The organism is Klebsiella sp. JB_Kp031 (genome assembly GCF_040064295.1).
GTDB lineage: Bacteria > Pseudomonadota > Gammaproteobacteria > Enterobacterales > Enterobacteriaceae > Klebsiella > Klebsiella quasipneumoniae.
In genome coordinates this window covers 68,672-87,027 of the sequence record NZ_JBEAJW010000024.1, presented here as the reverse complement: position 1 = coordinate 87,027, position 18,356 = coordinate 68,672, and the positions used below count along the sequence as shown (strand labels likewise).

13 protein-coding genes are annotated in these 18,356 nt (G+C 60.5%); 8 read left to right on the top strand and 5 right to left on the bottom strand.

Annotated features, from left to right (window positions below; all coding sequences use genetic code 11):
- Positions 1-22 precede the first annotated feature (22 nt).
- Positions 23-1,534: a leucyl aminopeptidase gene (pepA, locus tag ABLV64_RS09695; RefSeq protein ID WP_004206531.1), complete on the bottom strand. Its 1,512-nt coding sequence runs from the start codon at positions 1,532-1,534 to the stop codon at positions 23-25.
- 389 nt (positions 1,535-1,923) lie between these two features.
- Between pepA and lptF the strand changes: the two genes are divergently transcribed.
- Both lptF and lptG read left to right on the top strand, forming a co-directional pair.
- Entirely contained in the window at positions 1,924-3,021 is a 1,098-nt protein-coding gene (lptF, locus tag ABLV64_RS09690) for an LPS export ABC transporter permease LptF (RefSeq protein ID WP_012969078.1), read from the top strand.
- Positions 3,021-4,103 carry an LPS export ABC transporter permease LptG gene (lptG, locus tag ABLV64_RS09685; protein WP_002886956.1) on the top strand — a complete coding sequence of 361 codons (1,083 nt, stop codon included), beginning with the start codon at positions 3,021-3,023 and terminating at the stop codon, positions 4,101-4,103. The genes lptF and lptG overlap by 1 nt, the downstream gene beginning before the upstream one ends.
- 48 nt (positions 4,104-4,151) lie before the next feature.
- Here the strand turns inward: lptG and ABLV64_RS09680 are convergent, their stop codons facing one another.
- Both ABLV64_RS09680 and ABLV64_RS09675 read right to left on the bottom strand, forming a co-directional pair.
- Entirely contained in the window at positions 4,152-5,654 is a 1,503-nt protein-coding gene (locus ABLV64_RS09680) for a helicase HerA-like C-terminal domain-containing protein (RefSeq protein ID WP_048322798.1), read from the bottom strand.
- Between the two features lie 97 nt (positions 5,655-5,751).
- Positions 5,752-6,573, bottom strand: coding sequence for a TIM barrel protein (locus ABLV64_RS09675; protein WP_004206534.1), 822 nt, complete (start codon positions 6,571-6,573; stop codon positions 5,752-5,754).
- Positions 6,574-6,924: 351 nt separating this feature from the next.
- On the opposite strand from ABLV64_RS09675, the gene ABLV64_RS09670 reads away from it, so the two are divergent.
- On the top strand, positions 6,925-8,430 hold the full coding sequence (locus tag ABLV64_RS09670; RefSeq protein WP_004146794.1) for a CoA-acylating methylmalonate-semialdehyde dehydrogenase: 1,506 nt from the start codon (positions 6,925-6,927) through the stop codon (positions 8,428-8,430).
- Between the two features lie 18 nt (positions 8,431-8,448).
- Complete coding sequence (gene iolB, locus ABLV64_RS09665) at positions 8,449-9,258, top strand: 5-deoxy-glucuronate isomerase (RefSeq protein ID WP_023291777.1); 810 nt, start codon at positions 8,449-8,451, stop codon at positions 9,256-9,258.
- Positions 9,259-10,007: 749 nt separating this feature from the next.
- On the opposite strand, the gene ABLV64_RS09660 is transcribed toward iolB, so the two are convergent.
- Positions 10,008-10,865: a MurR/RpiR family transcriptional regulator gene (locus ABLV64_RS09660; protein ID WP_004206536.1), complete on the bottom strand. Its 858-nt coding sequence runs from the start codon at positions 10,863-10,865 to the stop codon at positions 10,008-10,010.
- A gap of 151 nt (positions 10,866-11,016) precedes the next feature.
- Positions 11,017-12,930 carry a 5-dehydro-2-deoxygluconokinase gene (gene iolC / locus ABLV64_RS09655; protein WP_004146797.1) on the bottom strand — a complete coding sequence of 638 codons (1,914 nt, stop codon included), beginning with the start codon at positions 12,928-12,930 and terminating at the stop codon, positions 11,017-11,019.
- Positions 12,931-13,435: 505 nt separating this feature from the next.
- Here iolC and iolD point away from each other — a divergent pair.
- Genes iolD through iolE form a run of 4 tightly spaced genes read left to right on the top strand, consistent with a single transcriptional unit; the run spans position 13,436 to position 18,285 of the window.
- Positions 13,436-15,376 carry a 3D-(3,5/4)-trihydroxycyclohexane-1,2-dione acylhydrolase (decyclizing) gene (gene iolD, locus ABLV64_RS09650; protein WP_064795200.1) on the top strand — a complete coding sequence of 647 codons (1,941 nt, stop codon included), beginning with the start codon at positions 13,436-13,438 and terminating at the stop codon, positions 15,374-15,376.
- Between the two features lie 46 nt (positions 15,377-15,422).
- On the top strand, positions 15,423-16,436 hold the full coding sequence (locus ABLV64_RS09645) for a Gfo/Idh/MocA family oxidoreductase (protein WP_004152192.1): 1,014 nt from the start codon (positions 15,423-15,425) through the stop codon (positions 16,434-16,436).
- A gap of 41 nt (positions 16,437-16,477) precedes the next feature.
- A complete protein-coding gene (locus ABLV64_RS09640) occupies positions 16,478-17,362 on the top strand; it encodes a sugar phosphate isomerase/epimerase (RefSeq protein ID WP_004152193.1) in 885 nt (294 codons plus the stop codon).
- A gap of 23 nt (positions 17,363-17,385) precedes the next feature.
- Positions 17,386-18,285, top strand: coding sequence for a myo-inosose-2 dehydratase (gene iolE, locus ABLV64_RS09635; protein WP_002886970.1), 900 nt, complete (start codon positions 17,386-17,388; stop codon positions 18,283-18,285).
- Positions 18,286-18,356 lie beyond the last annotated feature (71 nt).

Below are 18,356 nucleotides of genomic sequence, written 5' to 3'. Positions count from 1 at the left end.
GCCACCGGGCATCAGACGGCAATCACTCTTCGCCGTTAAAACCCGCGCGATTGAGCAGGAACTGCGACAGCAGAGCGACCGGACGACCGGTGGCGCCTTTGGCTTTGCCGGAACGCCAGGCGGTGCCGGCGATGTCGAGGTGCGCCCAGTTGTACTTGCGGGTGAAGCGCGACAGGAAGCAGCCGGCGGTGATCGCGCCGCCAGGACGGCCGCCGATATTCGCCATATCGGCAAAGTTGGATTCCAGCTGGTCCTGGAACTCATCGGCCAGCGGCAGACGCCATGCGCGGTCGCCGGCCAGTTCGGAGGCGCCGATCAGCTCATGGGCCAGCGGGTTATGGTTCGACATCAGGCCGGTGATGTGATGGCCGAGGGCAATCACGCAGGCGCCGGTCAGCGTTGCGACATCGATAACCGCTTCCGGCTCGAAGCGCTCAACGTAGGTCAGCACATCGCACAGCACCAGACGGCCTTCGGCGTCGGTGTTCAGCACTTCCACCGTCTGGCCGGACATGGTGGTCAGAACATCGCCCGGGCGATACGCGCGACCGCCAGGCATGTTTTCACAGCCCGCCAGCACGCCGATCACGTTCAGCGGCAGCTGCAGCTCAGCAACCATCCGCATCACCCCGTATACCGCCGCGGCGCCGCACATGTCGTACTTCATCTCGTCCATGCCTTCAGCCGGCTTGATGGAGATGCCGCCGGAGTCGAAGGTCAGGCCTTTACCGACCAGCACGATAGGACGCGCGTCTTCCGACGGGTTGCCTTTATACTCGATGACCGACATCAGCGACTCGTTCTGCGAACCGTTGCCGACGGCGAGGTAGGCGTTCATTCCCAGCTCGCGCATCTGCTGTTCGCCGATCACGCGGGTGATAACGTTTTTGCTATAGGTATCGGCCAGCTGGCGTGCCTGGGAGGCCAGATAGGCGGCGTTACAGATGTTCGGCGGCATGTTGCCGAGATCTTTCGCCGCTTTGATGCCGGCGGCGATCGCCAGCCCGTGCTGAATGGCGCGTTCGCCGCTGGTCAGCTCGCGACGGGTCGGCACGTTAAAGACCATTTTACGCAGCGGGCGACGCGGCTCGCTTTTGTTGGTCTTCAGCTGGTCGAAGCTGTACAGCGTCTCTTTGGCGGTTTCAACGGCCTGGCGAACTTTCCAGTAGTTGTTACGGCCCTTGACGTGCAGCTCGGTCAGGAAGCAGACCGCCTCCATTGAACCGGTATCATTCAGGGTATTGATGGTTTTCTGGATGACCTGCTTGTACTGACGCTCATCCAGTTCGCGCTCTTTGCCGCAGCCAATCAGCAGAATGCGCTCAGACAGAATGTTTGGCACATGGTGCAGCAATAACGTCTGGCCAGGTTTGCCTTCCAGCTCGCCGCGACGCAGCAGGGCGCTGATGTAGCCGTCGCTGATTTTATCGAGTTGTTCGGCGATGGGGGAGAGGCGACGTGGTTCAAAGACGCCGACCACGATACAGGCGCTCCGCTGCTTCTCCGGGCTACCGCTTTTTACACTGAACTCCATGCACTATGCTCCTGAATCTTAAAGACAACAGTGGTGGCTACGGCTATACTCGTCGCCTTTCAAGTTGCAGATGCGCCGGCTGCGCCTGCTTACCCTGACGTGGCACATTGTGCGCGCCAGGGGCCACAGCCCTGCTGCCTTCTTACAACTCGAAATCCATTGAGTATATAATTGCAAGCTTTCGTAACTCATATCCGCTGTTGCGGTGACTTCGTGTTAATCTTAACGTTATTAAGGCCTGGGTTCGTCAGAAAAGATCCTGACATGCAGAACCGATGAGTCATTTAATCTTAGCGACGTTTTCGACGACCAAAGAGAATAAATGACGTTTAAGCCATGAAACAAGCAATTTTCCTGCACTAAAACGGGTTTTTACGGGCGTATTTATAGTGATAATCATAAGATATCTGGTTCGTGAGACGCTGAAAAGCCAGTTGGCGATCCTATTCATCCTGTTACTGATTTTCTTTTGTCAGAAATTAGTCAGGATCCTCGGCGCTGCGGTGGATGGCGATATCCCAACCAATCTGGTGCTCTCGCTGTTGGGGCTCGGCATCCCGGAGATGGCGCAGCTTATCCTGCCGTTAAGTCTGTTCCTTGGCCTGCTGATGACCCTCGGCAAGCTGTACACCGAAAGCGAAATTACGGTGATGCACGCCTGCGGCTTGAGTAAAGCCGTGCTGATCAAGGCGGCGATGATCCTCGCGCTGTTCACCGGCGCGGTGGCGGCGGTCAACGTGATGTGGGCGGGGCCGTGGTCGTCGCGCCATCAGGATGAAGTGCTTGCGGAAGCCAAAGCCAACCCCGGCATGGCCGCTCTGGCCCAGGGCCAGTTCCAGCAGGCCAGCGATGGTAACGCGGTGATGTTTATCGAGAGCGTGAACGGCAACCGCTTCCATGACGTCTTCCTTGCCCAGCTGCGTCCGAAAGGCAACGCGCGCCCCTCCGTGGTGGTGGCGGATTCCGGCGAGCTGTCGCAGCAGAAAGACGGTTCGCAGGTGGTGACCCTCAACAAGGGCACCCGCTTTGAAGGCACCGCGATGCTGCGCGATTTCCGCATTACTGACTTCAATAACTATCAGGCCATTATCGGCCACCAGGCGGTGACCTCCGATCCGGACGACACCGAACAGATGGATATGCGCACTCTGTGGCAGACCCACACCGACCGCGCGCGCGCCGAACTGCACTGGCGCTTCACGCTGGTGGCGACGGTCTTCATTATGGCGCTGATGGTGGTGCCCCTCAGCGTGGTGAACCCGCGCCAGGGCCGCGTACTGTCGATGCTGCCGGCGATGCTGCTCTACCTGGTGTTCTTCCTGCTGCAGACCTCAATCAAGTCGAACGGCGGCAAAGGCAAAATGGACCCGGCTATCTGGATGTGGGCGATCAACCTGCTCTATTTTGCGCTGGCGGTGCTGTTAAACCTGTGGGACACGGTGCCGATGCGCCGCTTCCGCGCCCGTTTTAATAAAGGAGCGGCCTGATGCAGGCGTTTGGCGTACTTGACCGTTATATCGGTAAGACGATTTTCAACACCATCATGATGACGCTGTTCATGCTGGTGTCGCTCTCCGGCATTATCAAGTTTGTCGATCAGCTGAAAAAGTCCGGGCAGGGCAGTTACGACGCGCTGGGCGCCGGCCTCTATACCATCCTCAGCGTGCCGAAAGACATCCAGATCTTCTTCCCAATGGCGGCGCTGCTTGGCGCGCTGCTGGGGTTGGGGATGCTGGCCCAGCGCAGCGAGCTGGTGGTGATGCAGGCGTCCGGTTTTACCCGGTTGCAGGTGGCGCTGGCGGTGATGAAAACTGCGATCCCGCTGGTGCTGCTGACCATGGCGATCGGCGAGTGGGTGGCGCCGCAGGGCGAACAGATGGCGCGCAACTACCGCGCCCAGCAGATGTACGGCGGTTCGCTACTTTCCACCCAGCAGGGGCTGTGGGCGAAAGATGGCCATAACTTTGTCTATATCGAACGGGTGAAAGGTAACGATGAGCTGGGGGGCGTCAGCATTTATGCCTTCAACCCGGAGCGTCGTTTACAGTCGGTGCGCTATGCCGCCTCGGCAAAATTCGATAGCGAGAATAAAGTGTGGCGCCTGTCGCAGGTGGATGAATCCGATCTGACCGATCCGAAGCAGGTGACCGGGTCGCAGATGGTGAGCGGTACCTGGAAAACCAACCTGACGCCGGACAAGCTCGGCGTGGTTGCCCTGGATCCGGATGCGCTGTCGATCAGCGGGCTCCACAACTATGTGAAATACCTGAAATCCAGCGGTCAGGATCCGGGACGCTACCAGCTCAATATGTGGAGCAAAATCTTCCAGCCGCTGTCGGTGGCGGTGATGATGCTGATGGCGCTGTCGTTTATCTTTGGCCCGCTGCGTAGCGTGCCGATGGGCGTCCGGGTAGTGACGGGGATTAGCTTCGGCTTTATCTTCTACGTGCTGGATCAGATTTTCGGCCCGCTGACCCTGGTGTACGGCATACCGCCGATCATCGGCGCGCTGTTGCCAAGCGCCAGCTTCTTCCTGATAAGCCTCTGGCTGATGATGCGTAAGGCCTAGCGGGTAAGCCTGAAACCTAAGCCCCCTCATTGATGAGGGGGCTTTTTTTTAGCGCTTGCGTCCGCCCAGCAGGCTGCCCAGCATGCCGCGGACGATCTGATTGGTGACCTGGCGAACTGCGCTTTTCGCCGCGGTCTGCACGATACCGTCGCGTTTGCCGCCGCGCGGGCCGGTGCTGCCGAACAGGATATCTTTCAGGCCGCCGAGCAGCCCGTCGTCTTCCCCGCTCTGCTGACCCTTCGCCGGCGGAGCCGACTGCTGCTCGGTAGTGACCTGCACCCCTTGCTGCAGCATCTCGAAGGCCGACTCGCGGTCCACCTCCTCTTCATACTTGCCGTACAGCGGCGAGTGATTCAGCAGGCCATTGCGCTCGTCATCGCTGACCGGCCCCATCCGCGAGCAGGGGGCGATAACCATCGCCCGCTCGACCACCGACGGACTGCCTTTCTCATCGAGGAAGGAGATCAGCGCCTCGCCGGTGCCCAGCTCCTGGATCGCCTGTTCGGTACTGAAGGCCGGGTTGGCGCGCATGGTCTGGGCGGCGGTTTTCACCGCTTTCTGATCCTTCGGCGTAAAGGCGCGCAGCGCGTGCTGCACACGGTTGCCCAACTGGCCGAGCACAGCGTCGGGAATATCCGCCGGGTTCTGCGAGACAAAATAGACGCCGACGCCCTTGGAGCGGATAAGACGGATCACCTGTTCGATTTTATCCAGCAGCACCTGCGGCGCATCGTTGAACAGCAGATGCGCCTCATCGAAGAAGAACACCAGTTTGGGCTTGTCGAGATCGCCCGCCTCCGGTAGGCGCTCGTACAGCTCGGAGAGCATCCACAGCAGGCTGGCGGCGTAGAGCTTCGGCATCTGGTAGAGCTTTTCAGCGCTGAGGATATTGATCACCCCTTTGCCACTGGCATCGACGCGCATCCAGTCGGCAATATCCAGCATCGGCTCGCCGAAGAAGTGCCCGGCGCCCTGTTGCTCCAGGGTCAACAGCCCGCGCTGGATGGCGCCGACCGAGGCGCTGCTGATATTGCCGTACTGATTCTGGAAAGATTTGGCGTTATCGCCGATAAACTGGGTGATGGCGCGGAGATCTTTGAAGTCGAGCAGCAGCAGGCCGCGGTCGTCCGCGATGCGGAAAATAATGTTCAGCACGCCGCTCTGCACCTCGTTGAGATTGAGCAGGCGCGCCAGCAGCAGAGGGCCAAGATCGGAGACCGTCGCCCGCACCGGGTGGCCCTTTTCGCCAAAGATATCCCAGAGCACCACCGGGTTGGCGTGCGGCTCCCAGTCGCTGACGCCGATCTTCTCCAGCCGCGCCTGCAGTTTCTCTGAGCTCTGCCCCGCGGCGGCAATGCCGGTCAGGTCGCCCTTGACGTCCGCCATAAATACCGGCACGCCAATCTCCGAAAACGACTCAGCCAGCTTTTGCAGGGTGACGGTTTTACCGGTGCCGGTCGCACCGGTGATCAGCCCATGGCGGTTGGCCATGGCGGGCAGCAAATAGAGCGCGTTATCCAGCGTGCGCGCAATCAACAGGGGTGAGCTCATGATCGATTCCTCCATTTATCCTGCGACGATTATAGGCAACCTCGTCGTCCGGCGTTGGGGAAATCGTCACGCGCCGCGCACGCTGTCGCGAGAGGCCTCAGGCGCAGTGGCGTTGGATAAGCGCGATGCTCTGCTCAATTTCGCGCTCGATATCCGCTTCGCTCCACTGCGCCAGCTCGGGAGCGAAGGGTTCAAAAGCGTATATCCCCTGATAGCCGCGGGCTTCCAGTGCCTTAACCTGCTCGCAGGTGCCGAGACGATCCTGCGGCGTCAGCATGATGCGCTCGGCATCGGTGAGCTGCTCGCGCGGACGGGTATCGTCCACTCCGGAAAGATGGACCAGCCCGATGTCCGCCACTTCCACCTGGCTGAACTCGTCCGCCGCCTGCGGGTAGAGATGGTGATGGAAGGTGTCGATCAGCAGCTTAAACGGCACGCGCGCGTCATGGATCAGCGTCTGCGCCTGGTGTGCAGATCGCAGCGAGCTTTGCGGGAAGCCCAGCGGCTCCACCAGGCCGTGGATGCCGTAGAAGGCGAACAGCGGGGCCAGGTCGCGCAGGGCGCCCAGGGTGTCGCTGGCCGGTATCTCGCTGCCGTCGTTGAGCGGGCAGAGCACCAGCGATTTGGCGCCGATGGCCTGAGCCTCTTTCAGCAGCGACTCGGTCAGCTGCCGCACCTCTTCGCTACGGCGGTTAAAGGGATAGACCGCGTTAATCGTCAGGATCTCGATGTGATAACGTGCCGCCAGCTCGCGCACCTGCTGATGGCTTAAATCGTCGGTCACTTTCCCGCTGGGTAAATCGTTGCGCAGCTCGACTTTATTCAGGCCCAGACGGTTCACCAGACGGAAAAACGCTTCAATGCTGAGCGCTGGCGCGATTTTGCGGTTAATACAAAAACGTTGCATTGCGATGGCCATAGGACACTCCTGACGGAAGAGGGTTAGGTTCGTTCACTTGGCTAACAGTCAAAACGTTTATTCCAAAATAAGCAAGAATGAAAATGATGATTGTTTGAGCTGCCTCGCAAAATATTCCCGGCCGCCGCGGCGGGAGCGACCGGGACGGGGAGCCTGGCATCACGAGGCGGCGCGGCTCGATGGGGGAAGCGTGTAAGCGATGCGTGAGCGCAAAATGCGACTGTTATCACCAAAATGAAATTTCATTTCACAACAATGTTGAAATATAAATTTCATTTTACTACGGTTATAGCACAGCAGAATCAGCGACGGGCCGGTGTGCGCTGGCCCTCTTCACTATGAGGCGAGAACATGACGATCACAGGAAACTTTATTGGCGGGAAAACCGTTATCAGCAGCAGCAACGAAACGATGCCGGTGTACGATCCGGCGACGGGCAAAGCGGTGCGCGAAGTCACGGTATCGACCGCGCAGGAAGTCTCTGAGGCGATTCAGGTTGCTCGCGATGCGTTTGACAGCTGGTCCCGTACCACGCCGCTGCGCCGCGCCCGCGTGCTGTTCAACTTCAAAATGCTGCTGGAGCAGCACGTGGAAGAGCTGGCGGGGATCATCGTCAGCGAGCACGGCAAAGTGTGGTCGGATGCGCTGGGCGAGCTGACCCGCGGCATGGAAGTGGTCGAATTCGCCTGCGGGATCCCGCACCTGATTAAAGGTGAATACTCTTCTGACGTCGGCACCGGCGTCGACAGCTATTCGCTGATGCAGCCGCTGGGCGTGGTGGCCGGGATCACCCCGTTCAACTTCCCGGCGATGGTGCCGATGTGGATGTTCCCGCTGGCGCTGGCCTGCGGCAACAGCTTCGTCCTCAAACCGCCGGCGCTGGCGCCGACGGCCGCCGTGCGTCTGGCAGAGCTGCTGAAAGAGGCTGGTCTGCCGGACGGCGTGTTTAACGTCGTGCACTGCAGCAATGAAGATGCCGAGCAGCTGTACACTGACCCGCGCATTGCGGCAGTGAGCTTCGTTGGCTCCTCCGGCGTGGCGGAGTATATCTATAAGACCGCCAGCGCCCACGGCAAGCGCGTGCAGGCCTTTGGCGCCGCCAAAAACCACGCGATAGTGATGCCGGATGCCGATCTCGACGCCACCGTTAACGCCATTATGGGTGGCGCCTTCGGCTCCGCAGGCGAGCGCTGCATGGCGCTGCCGGTGGTGGTCGCGGTGGGAGATGAAACCGCCGACAAACTGATCGCCCGCCTGAAGCCGTTGGTGGAGGCGCTGAAAGTGGGCCCGGGCTGCATGCGCGGCCAGGAAGAGAACGAGATGGGGCCGGTGGTTTCTGATACTCACCAGAAAAAAGTCCTCGGCTATATTGATAAAGGCGAAAGCGAAGGGGCAAAACTGGTGGTCGATGGCCGCAAACTGCGCGTGCCGGGTTACGACGCGGGCTATTATGTCGGCGGCACCCTGTTCGATCACGTCACCCCGGAGATGACCATCTGGCGCGAAGAGATCTTTGGCCCGGTGCTGGGGATTGTGCGCGCGGCGGACTATGACAGCGCCCTCGAACTGGTCAACAGCCACGAGTTTGGCAACGGCAGCGCCGTCTTCACCAGCAACGGCCACACCGCGCGTGAATTCGTCCACGACGTGCAGGCGGGGATGGTTGGGGTGAACGTGCCGGTCCCGGTGCCGATGGCGTTCCACAGCTTTGGCGGCTGGAAGCGCTCAGTGTTCGGGGCGCTGAACGTTCACGGGCCGGACGGCGTGCGCTTCTACACACGCATGAAGACCGCCACCGTACGCTGGCCGGCAGGGCAGCAGACCGTATCTGAATTCAGCATGCCGACGCTAGGTTAATCGGCGAAGGAGAGCGCCATGTCGTTACTGGCTAAATCGCGAAAAGAGGGACAGATCCAGCATATTACGCCGCAAAGCGCCGGTTGGCGCTATATCGGCTTTGATGTCTGGATGTTGAAAAAAGGGCAGACCGTGACGCTGGAGAGCGGCGACCGCGAGCTGTGCCTGGTGCTGGTTGCCGGCCTGGCGTCGGTGAAAACGCAGCAGGCCGATTTCCCGAATCTCGGTAAACGGATGTCGCCGTTTGAACGCACCCCGCCGTGGTCGGTGTACGTGCCACCGCAGGATCGGGTCGAGGTGACCGCCGATTCCGATCTGGAGCTGGCGGTGTGTAGCGCGCCGGGCAAAGGCAGCTTCCCGGCACGCCTTATTCGGCCGGAAGACGTCGGCGTCGAGCATCGTGGGAAAGGGCGCAACCAGCGTCGGGTGCATAATATTCTGCCGGACAGCGCCGAGGCGGATTGCCTGCTGGTGGTGGAAGTCTACACCGACGAAGGGGCCACCAGCTCGTGGCCGTCGCATAAGCACGATACCGCCCAGCCGGGCAAAGAAACGCAGCTGGAAGAGACCTACTATCACCGCTTCGATCCGCCGCAGGGCTTTGCCTTCCAGCGGGTCTACACCGACGACCGCAGCCTGGACGCCTGCATGGCGCCCTATAACCACGATGTGGTGATGGTGCCGCGCGGTTACCATCCGGTGGCGGCGATTGCCGGTTACGACAGCTACTATCTGAACGTCATGGCCGGGCCGGATCGGAAATGGCTGTTCACCTGGGAAGAGGACCACGCCTGGATCAACACGCCGGAATATCCGCGCCACGACTAACGTGACGCGCAGACGCCGATAAAAAAGGCCGGTTAGCGATGCTAACCGGCCTTGTTGTTTGAGGCTGCGGGTGTTTTTTAGCGAAAGGCTCCGCGGAATCCCACTCCCTGGCCCGGCAAGCGCAGCGTTGCCGGGCCGTCAGGCACCGTACCCGTGACTGTGCCGGATGGCGCTACGCTTATCCGGCCTACAGGGTTCGTGCGACCTGTCCTTGATTTACCCACTTGCGCGACTGAAACTGCCGGTGCTGACGGCCTCAAAATCGCTGAGACGTTCCCGGAAGGCCGGGGCAGCCCGCATGGATGCGGGCTGAGGGCCGTGTTTTGCACGGACGCTGCCTCGGCCCGACCCGAAGCCTGCAGGGATAAGTCGAAGGGACCGCGCAGCGGCGATTTTGCTGGCCGGAGCCCGGGGGTACAGGGGGGCGGCGGCGACTGGCCGCCCCCTGTGCGCTCCCTGCGCCATGCCAGGCATAACGCAGACGATTAACCGGGAGCGCAAATTTCGCTGAAGTTACACGTGATAAACGCATTGTCTGGCCGGGAAAGTTGCAAACCGATAACAGTCTCTACGGCGACCCGCAGGCGCACATACCCCAGGCCCGGCAAGCGCAGCGCCGCCGGGCAGGACACCTCCGGCGCCATACCCGCCTTTGTGTCGGATGGCGGCATAAATGCCTTGCCCGGCCTACCGGCGCCTCCCGCAGGCTTATGCCACTCCGCCGGGCAACCGACGCCAGGCGGCTTATTTCACGCCTTCTGCTTGGCCTCAGACTCCTGACTGCTGTTCAGCGCCAGCGAGACCGCCAGCGTCTGGGCCAGGCACAGGGAAGCAACCTGCGAGCGGAAGCCATCCACCTGCGCTTCCCGCACCACAAAGCAGACATCGCTGAAGGCCGCCAGCGGGCTGACCTGGCTGTCGGTAATGGCGATCTGCCGCGCTTTGCGCTGCGCGCCCAGCTCCACCAGCTCGACCACTTCCCGAGCGTACGGCGAGAAGCTCACCGCCACCACCACGTCTTTCGGGCCGACCAGACTCAGCTGCTCGGTGAACATGCCGCCGAGGCCGTCGATCAGAAAGGCTTTGCGATCGAGGTGGCGCAGCGCATAGGTCAGATAGGAGGCGACGCTGAACGACCGGCGCAGGCCAATGACGTAAATATTTTCCGCCTCGCCCAGCAGGGCCACCGCGCGCTCCAGCTCATCGCTGGAGGTCTGCATCGCCAGCTGCTGCAGCGCCTGGTTGTTCACCATCGTGAACATATTGAGGATTTCCGTCGGCGTTTCCGGCGGGCTGGACTCATCGCTGGTGGTCTGGCGGAACAGACGGGCGCGCTCGGTATAGTTGGCGGTCTCTTCCATCAAATGCTGCTTGAACATCTGTTTCATTTCGTTAAAGCCGCTGAAGCCGAAGGCGTTGGCAAAACGAATCAACGTGGAAGGGGGAACGTCCGCCTGTTGCGCAATGGAGGCCACGGTATCGAAAGCCACGCTATTGCTGTTATCAAGGATATAGCGGGCGACCTGTTTCAGGCGTTTGCTTAACGTATCGTAGCGACGCCTGATTTCATCCTGCAGGATGGTCAGCTGTGTTGGGTTATTGGCCATAGAGTGCGCTCTGAGAAAATGGAAGGAATATGGCTTCCAGTGTACCAAATGAAGCGAATTTTTCATTTATTGCGACGAAATACGCGATTCATTTCACGAAGAAACAGAAAAACGCCCGCTCCGCAAGGTGACGGAGACGGGCGTCGGGGGATCAGCGGCGGGCTTCGCGCCAGTAGCCAATAAGCGTCAGGTAGTTGCGTTTCACTTCCTCTATCAGGGCCTCATCGCTGAGCTCACCCTGCATCCAGCGCCGCGACGGCTGGCCAAAGATGGTGCGCCCGACGGCGAAACCTTTGATCATCGGGTGTGCGGCCGCTTCGGCGAAACCGGCGCGCAGTTTGTCGGAAGGCGCGTCGAGGCCGAGGATCAGGATCCCGCGGCTCCACGGATCTTCGCGCTCGATAAGGGCGGTGATCTGCTGCCAGCTGGCGCTGGAGAGCGGCGGCAGCTTCCACCAGTCCGGCTTGATCCCCAGCTGATAGAAGTGTTCCAGCATGGTGTGGTAATGGCGCTCGTCTTTGTCCGGGCCATTTTCCGGCAGGATCACCTCCAGCAGCAATTCATGGCCTGACTTGTTACAGGCCTGCCACACCTCGAGCAGCAGGGCGTCCTGCTCTGCACGCAGCGCCGCCGGGTCGTCCGGGTGATAGAAGACCAGACATTTGACGACATGCTCCAGCGGCCAGTCGATCAGCTGCGAGCCGATGTTGCCATGCTCCAGACGCAGCGGTCGCGAGCTGGGCAGTTCGATAGGGCGCCCGATCCACCAGCCCTTGCCGGTAATGGCGTTCAGCGCACGCTGGCCGTAGGTGCCGTCGGCCAGAATACCGCTGCGCTGGTCAAGACCCGCCTCCTGCGCCGCCGCTTCGGCCGCGGCCAACAACAGCAGCTTGAGCTGCGGAATGCAGGCTTCATCGCGCCCGGTCTCCCGCGCCAGATCGGCCAGCTGTTTGCGATGGTCGAAGGCGAAAATGCACAGCTCCGGCCACTGCTGGCGGCGGCTGGTCACCCGGTGCAGGTGGTTGAGGCGCTCGTCGACGTCCGGGCGCGGCACCGATTCGGCGCGCTGCAGGTAGTCATCGAGTTCGACTTTGGTCGGCATCGCCGGCGCACAGCCGTGGCGGGAGACCACCAGCGCCCCACAGGCGTTGGCATAACGGCAAGCTTGCTCCCAGCCCTCGTCGTTAAGCCAGCCGCGCAGCAGGCCAGACATAAAGGCATCTCCGGCGCCCAGCACGTTGAGCACCTCCACGCGCACGCCCTGCTGCAGCGGCACCTGGTCCCAGCTGTCCGGGATGTCTCCTTCCAGCACCACGCAGCCCATCGGCCCGCGCTTGCAGACGAGGGTGGCTTTGGTGGCATTGCGCACATTTTTCAGCGCGGTCAGGGTATCGGTGCTGCCCCCGGCAATATGAAACTCTTCTTCGGTTCCCACCACCAAATCGAACAGATGCAGCACTTCCTGCAGCTGGCTGGTGACCGGCCCGGACTCAATGAAACGGGTTTCGCCATCGCCGAGCGAGGTGAGTCCCCACAGCACCGGACGGTAATCGATATCCAGCGCGGTACGCAGGCCGTGACGGCGGGCGTACTCCAGCGCCTTCAGCACCGCGGCGCGGGTGTTGGCGTGCGACAGATGGGTGCCGGTCACCGCCAGCGCCCGGGAGGAGGCAATATACTCCTCGCTGATGTCGTCAGGCGTTAAGGCCATATCGGCGCAGTTATCGCGGTAGAAAATCAGAGGGAAAGTCTCCTGATCCTTTATCCCCAGCATCACCAGCGCGGTCAGGCGAGATTTGTCGGTAATCAGATACTCAGTATCCACCCCGGCGCGGTTGAGCGTTTCACGCAGGAAACGGCCGTTGTGTTCATCGCCAACGCGCGCCAGCATGGCCGATTTCAGCCCCTGAATCGCGGTGCCAAAGGCCACGTTGCCGGAGGAGCCGCCCAGATATTTCGCGAAACTGGCAACGTCTTCTAGCCGCGAACCGATCTGCTGGGCATAGAGGTCGACGGCCACCCGACCTATACAGATGACGTCGAGCCGCTTTACTGCTGCATTCATAGCTAGGATTTCCTTTTTGGTGTCTGCTGCCTGGAAGGGTCGGGATCCCGACGTTGACTCCGTGAACAGCCTGAGGGTTATTGGTTACCCTTAGTTTGAGAAATAAATATTTCATTTGCAAACTCGTTCGAAATTAAAAAACCAAAAGTGTGAGGGATCTACCACTCTGCCGCACTGAGCCTCGCGTGAGCGCGGATCGTCCCCACTGTTGACCCGGGAGAAAATGAAACGCCACACGACAGCCATTTACCTATGATTTTTAAGGGGATATTGTCGTGTGCTGCGGCAAAAAAGGGCCCGAAAACGTGTCAGGAATGTAAGTGAAACGTATGAAATGGGTAGAGAGTTTGATCCTTCTCGCAAAATGAAATATTTCTTCTGTATTTGTATTTAATGAAAAAAATGTTTGCCTATAATCCACAGGTATTCCAGTGACGTGAACGACGGCCCCGGCGGCATCGGCGCGACGCCACACACAAATACTGAACAATAAGGATTGTGCATCATGGGCAAACTGAGACTGACAACGGCGCAGGCGCTGGTGAAGTTCCTCGATAACCAGTACCTGGAAGTGGATGGTGTAGAGCTGAAGTTCGTGAAAGGCATTTTCGCGATATTCGGCCATGGCAACGTCCTGGGGCTGGGGCAGGCGCTGGAGCAGGACAGCGGCGACATGCGCGTCTATCAGGGGCGCAACGAGCAGGGGATGGCCCACGTGGCCACCGGTTTTGCCCGCCAGGCCTTGCGCCGGCAGATTATCGCCTGCACCTCCTCCATCGGTCCGGGGGCGGCCAACATGATCACCGCCGCCGGCACCGCCAGCGCCAACCGCATTCCGCTGCTGCTGCTGCCGGGCGATGTCTTCGCCACCCGCCAGCCGGACCCGGTGCTCCAGCAGATTGAACAGAGCTACGATCTCAGCATCAGCACCAATGACGCCTTCCGCGCGGTCAGCAAATACTGGGACCGCATTACCCGCCCGGAACAGCTAATGAGCGCCTGTATCAACGCCATGCGCGTCCTGACCGACCCGGCGGAAACCGGCGCGGTGACGCTGTGCCTGCCGCAGGACGTGCAGGGCGAAGCCTGGGACTACCCGGAATCCTTCTTTGCGCGCCGGGTGCACCGTCTTGACCGCCGCCCGGCCAGCGCCGCGCAGCTGGCGGACGCCGTGGCGGCCATCAAAGCCAGTCGTAAACCGCTGATCGTCTGCGGCGGCGGGGTGAAATACTCCGGCGCGGGCGAAGCGCTGTCCCGTTTCGCCGAGCGCTACGGGGTGCCCTTTGCCGAAACCCAGGCCGGGAAGGGGACGGTGGTCTCTTCTCACCCCCTGAACGTCGGCGGCGTCGGCGAGACGGGCTGTCTGGCGGCGAACCTGCTGGCGAAAGAGGCCGACCTGGTGATCGGCGTTGGCACCCGTTTCAGCGATTTTACCACCGCCTCGAAATGGATTTTCCAGCACCCGGAGGTGCGTTTCCTGAATATTAACGTCAGCAACTTCGACGCCTGGAAGCTGGACGGCATTGCCATGCTGGCGGACGCCCGGGAAGCGATGACCGCCCTCGACGCGGCGCTGGCGGACAGCGGCTGGCAGGCCGGCTGGGGCGCGCAGATCGAGAGCGTGCAGAGCCGTCAGTTAAAAGAGACCCAGCGCGTCTACCAGGCGGTGTGGCAGGAAAAATCCTTTGTCCCGGAGATCGACGATCATCTCGATCGCGAATCAGTGTATCGCGAATTCCGCCAGATCACCGACTCCACCCTGACCCAGAGCAGCGTCCTTGGGGTACTGAATGAAACGCTGCCGGCCGAGGCGGTGATCGTCGCGGCGGCGGGCAGCCTGCCTGGCGATCTGCAGCGCGTCTGGCGCAACCGCGCGGAAAACACCTACCACGTGGAGTACGGCTACTCCTGCATGGGATATGAGGTCAACGCCGCGCTGGGCGTGAAGCTGGCGCAGCCGCAGAGCGAAGTCTACTCCCTGGTCGGCGATGGCTCGTTCATGATGCTTCACTCTGAACTGGTCACCTCCCTGCAGGAGCGGGCGAAGATCAACGTCGTGCTGTTCGACAACATGGCCAACGGCTGCATCAACAACCTGCAGATGGAGCACGGGATGGACAGCTTCGGCACCGAGTTCCGCTACCGCCAGCCGGAAACCGGCCAGCTGCAGGGCGGCCTGGTGCCGGTGGACTTCGCCACCATCGCCGCCGGCTACGGCTGCAAAACCTGGCGCGTCACCACCCTGGACGAACTGCGCCACGCGCTGGACGCCGCCCGTCGCGAAACGGTCAGCACCCTGATAGATATTAAAGTGCTGCCGAAGACCATGGTGCACAAATACGGCAGCTGGTGGAACGTTGGGGTCGCCCAGACGGCGCTCTCTGAGCGGATCCGCAAAGTTGCGCAAATGATTAATGAAAAACGCGCCCAGGCGCGTGATTACTAAAACGAACATCCACCCTGAATCCTACAGACTTACGGAGAAAACCATTATGTCGCTCAAATTAGGTGTCATCGGCGCTGGCGCTATCGGTAAAGAACACATCCGTCGCTGCACCCAGGTTCTGCAGGGCGCCACCGTTGTGGCGGTGTCTGATATCAATGCCGACAACGCCCGTGCGGCGGTCGCGCTGCCGGGCGTGCAGGCGGAAGTCTACGCCGACGGCCACGACGTGATTAACGCCAGCGATGTCGATGCCATCCTGGTCACCTCCTGGGACCCGACCCACGAAGAGTACACCCTGGCCGCCATCGCCGCCGGTAAGCCGGTGTTCTGCGAAAAACCGCTGGCGATGTCTGCGGAAGGCTGCCGTCGCATCGTCGATGCCGAAATGAAGGCCGGCCGTCGTCTGGTACAGGTTGGCTTTATGCGCCCGTACGACGAAGGCTATCTGGCGCTGAAAAAAGTGATCGACGATGGCGATATCGGCGCGCCGCTGATGCTGCGCTGCGCCCACCGCAACCAGTCGGTCGGCGAGAACTACACCACCGATATGGCGATCACCAACACCCTGATCCACGAGCTGGACGTGCTGCGCTGGCTGCTGAACGATGACTACCGTTCCGTGCAGGTGCGCTTCCCGCGCTCCACCTCGCACACCCACGCGCGTCTGAAAGATCCGCAGATCGTCTCCTTTGAAACCAAAAAAGGCACCCTGATCGACGTCGAGGTGTTCGTGAACTGCCAGTACGGGTATGACATCCAGTGCGAAGTGGTCGGCGAGACCGGGATTGCCCGTCTGCCGGAGCCGTCTGCCGTCCAGATGCGCAAGTCCGCCAGCCTGTCGACTGCCATTCTGACCGACTGGAAAGACCGCTTTATCAAAGCCTACGACGTCGAGCTGCAGGCCTTTATCAACGACGTCAAAGCCGGCCAGCTGCACGGCCCGTCGGCCTGGGACGGCTACGCGGCGTCGGTGGCGGCGGACGCCTGCATTAAAGCGCAGGGAACCAGCGAGCCGGTTGAAGTGACGCTGCCCGAGTGCCCGGCATTCTACAAACGTTAAGCACGTTTTGCTGACGGAACTTCTTTGCACAGGTAACGACGATGAAAATTGCCTTTGATGTGGATGTCATTAAGGACCTCGGGATCACCCGCATGGTCCATCAGGTAGCGGAGTGGGGCTACAAGTACATTGAACAGTCGCCGCACCCGCAGATTAACCCGTTCTACAAGCACCCGCGCGCCAGCCGGGAGATCATGGCGGAGTACAAGCAGGCGCTGCGCGATACCGGCCTTGAGCTGTCGTCGTTTATCTGCGTCTACCGCTGGTCCGGCCCGGACGAACTGCGCCGTCAGGCAGCGGTGAAAAACTGGAAACGGCTGGTGGAAATTGCGGTGGAGATGGGCGTTCAGGTGATCAACACCGAGTTCTCCGGCGATCCGAATCAGCCTGAGATCTGCGATGAAATGTTCTATCGCTCGATGGAAGAGCTGTTGCCGATTTTTGAGCGGGAAGGCATCCGCGTGGAGATCCAGGCGCATCCCTGGGATTTCTGCGAAGAGAACAATGAAACCGTCGATATTGTGAAGTCGTTCCGCAGCGATAACGTGAAGTACGTCTACAGCGTGCCGCACACCTTTTTCTACGACAAAGGCGTCGGCGACGTGGCGAGCATGCTGCGCTATGCCGGGAGCGATCTCTCCCATGTCCTGATTGCGGATACCCGCAATCATACGAAACATTGCCGCTATATCGTTAACCCGCCGGGCGTGGATGCCGTGGTGCACCAGCACGTAGGCGTCGGGGAAGGGGATGTGGATTTCGACGCGCTGTTCCGCACCCTGCGCGAAATGAAATTCGCCGAGCAGACCTTCAAGGTCGGCGGGGAGCCGATTGTCGCCACCTCGCTGTTTGGCTACCCGGAAAAAATGAAATACCAGGCAGTGGAAACCCGTGAACTCATTGAACGTGAATTGCTGCGCCGCTAAGGCGCAGCGGCAGGAGCCCTACTATGAACAAAGATAACGTCAAACTGGCTATCGCCCCGATCGGCTGGACTAACGATGATATGCCGGAGCTCGGCAGCGAAAACACCTTCCAGCAGATCGTCAGCGAAATGGCGCTGGCCGGCTTTACCGGCAGCGAAGTCGGCAGCAAATATCCGCGCGACCCGGCGGTCCTCAAGCCGATGCTGGACATCCGCGGCATTCAGATCTGCAACGCCTGGTTCAGCACCTTTTTCGCCAACGGCCAGCGGGAAAAAACCATTGATGAATTCGTCAATCACATGAACTTCCTTCATGCGATGGGCGCGAAAGTGATTGGCTGCTCCGAGCAGAGCGGCAGCATCCAGGGGCTGGATAAACCGATCCTCGGCGATGCGAAGCCGTGCTTCAGCGACGAGGAGTGGCAGCGGGTAGCGGAAGGCTATAACACCCTAGGTCGCCTGGCGGCGGAGAAGGGGATGCAGGTCTGCCTGCATCACCACATGGGCACCGGCATCCAGACCACTGCGGAAATCGACAAGTTTATGTCGCTGGTGGACGAGCGCGTCTTCCTGCTGTTCGACACCGGCCACGCCTGGTATTCCGAAGGCGGCGAAGCGCCGATGCTGGCGATCCTCAAAAAGTATCTGCCGCGCATCAACCACGTTCACCTGAAAGACGTCCGTCCGCCGGTGATCGACCAGGTGCGCCGCGACGGCCTGTCGTTCCTCGACGGCGTGAAAAAAGGCACCTTCACCGTCCCGGGCGACGGGGTGATCGATTTCCGTCCGGTGTTCAAGCTGCTGGACGACTTTGGCTATAAAGGCTGGATGGTGGTGGAAGCCGAGCAGGATCCTGCCCTGGCCAATCCTTTCGAATACGCCGTCAAAGCGCGCAAATATATTCGCGAAACGGCAGGGATCTAATCGTTGTGACATTTTCAGGCCATACCGGGTATGGCCTGCTTTTTTTCCTTCCTCAACCGGACCCAGGGCTC